The organism is candidate division WOR-3 bacterium, from assembly GCA_016867815.1.
Lineage (GTDB): Bacteria > Hydrothermota > Tepidihabitantia > Tepidihabitantales > Tepidihabitantaceae > UBA2258.
This window is the reverse complement of record VGIR01000214.1, coordinates 1-1,533: the sequence shown is the minus strand read 5'-3', so window position 1 is coordinate 1,533 and position 1,533 is coordinate 1. Positions and strand designations below refer to the sequence as shown.

Sequence of the window (1,533 nt, the reverse complement as noted above, 5' to 3'; positions counted from 1 at the left end):
CCTGGTGCCGGGATCGAGTTTCTCCAACTCCCAACGCAGGGCTGCATAGGGACCCAGCAGTTGCCCGACCAGCGTTGCCAGGAAAACCCCTCCGAAGTAGGGCAGCAGTTCGAGGCCTCTGGCCATGCCGGGCGGAACCATGGTCTCGATCATCAGCCAGAATGTGTTGGTGGCAATCGCCACCGGCACTGCGGCCACTGCCGACCAGAGCAGCAGCTTCTTCCATCCCACCGCCGACACTGCCTCGCCGACGTAGTCCCGGATCACCCGCCGTTTTCTCACGCGCCTTGTCGGCATCCTGCCGGGCGTCGGGTTCACTTGGCGTGGGGCATTGCGGGAGCCGGCGGGAGTCGGACGGGCGCCTCGTGACACTGGTAACTTCTATCCGAATCCGCCCGAGTGTCAAGGAGAGGCAGATCGCCCGAGTGCTCCAGTGGTCAAGCGGTCGTCTCTTGGCGTTGGCCGGCTTGAGTCTGGCCGCGGTCTGCCTACAATGTGACATGAGCGGCCAAAAGCCAATCTGGCGCGTGCGGGTGTTTGGACCGGAAACCCCGGCTTTGGTCGGCATCGTTACCCGAAAGAAGGACTGGGAACTGGTCAGGTCTGAGCACTGGTACCGGATTCCCGTCCGCACCGCCCCGGACGGGCTGGAGAGATTGCGCTCCCTTGCCTTCTACCAGACCAGGCTGTTCGGAGACGAAAGGTTCGCGGTGAACTGGCACGCGTGCATCCGCAATATCAGCAGGTTGACGCGACGCGAATTGCTGCCTGACGAGCCGAAACACCCGCGTGCCGGCGACGAGTACTACAAGATCGGGCTGGGTGAGGTGAAGCGGCTGCCAAACCCGATACCCAGCCGCCGCTGGCGAAGAATCGTCTTCATTCCCACGAGTCTTGAGCGGTTGCAGCATGCGGAGGAGATAAACGATCTGTTCAAGGTCAGCCCGTTGGAGGACAAGCTCTACTTTATGCTCAAGGACGCGGGCCTGCCGACAGAACGGCAGTTCTTCGTGCGTGAACGGGGTTCCGGCTACATGTTAGACATGGCCGTGTTCTGCCGCGATAGCGGCCTCAACATCGAGTGCGACGGAGAGGCCTATCATTCCGGCCGGGACAAGGCCGACGCCGACCGCGAGCGCGACAACACGCTGACCACTGCGGGTTGGCACATCCTCCGTTTCTCCGGGTGGCGTGTCAAACGCGAACCCGGCCGCTGCCTCGATACGGTCCAGCGCACTGTTCGTCGCCTCGGTGGTGTCTGCGGGGCGACCCTCCAACGCTAGTACGCGAGCGGGAGTGACGCTTGGCCGACCGCGCTGAGATTCCGCCCTGCTAGCAGCGCGGCGGTGGTTCTTTGATCAGGGCGCCCAGGAAGATGCTGAGCGCGGTCAGGCCGAGCAAGGCCAGCAGCGAGCCGGTCATGGCACCGGTCGTCGGCGACTTGAGCGCGTCCATGCCGAAGATGAAGATGACGCCGGAGATCTGTCCCATTACCATCAGCAGGCTGTTGGATGTGCCTTCGGGTGCAGGACA

2 protein-coding genes are annotated in these 1,533 nt (G+C 63.2%); one reads left to right on the top strand and one right to left on the bottom strand.

Annotated elements, in window-relative coordinates; translation table 11 throughout:
- Nucleotides 1–183 (bottom strand): hypothetical protein (locus tag FJY68_14440; protein ID MBM3333019.1); only part of this gene is annotated, 183 nt, incomplete at its 3' end.
- Here FJY68_14440 and FJY68_14435 point away from each other — a divergent pair.
- Nucleotides 162–1,283, top strand: a complete 1,122-nt coding sequence (locus FJY68_14435; GenBank protein MBM3333018.1) for a DUF559 domain-containing protein — start codon at nucleotides 162–164, stop codon at nucleotides 1,281–1,283. The two genes, FJY68_14440 and FJY68_14435, sit on opposite strands and share 22 nt — an antisense overlap.
- The last annotated feature ends 250 nt before the right edge of the window (nucleotides 1,284–1,533 follow it).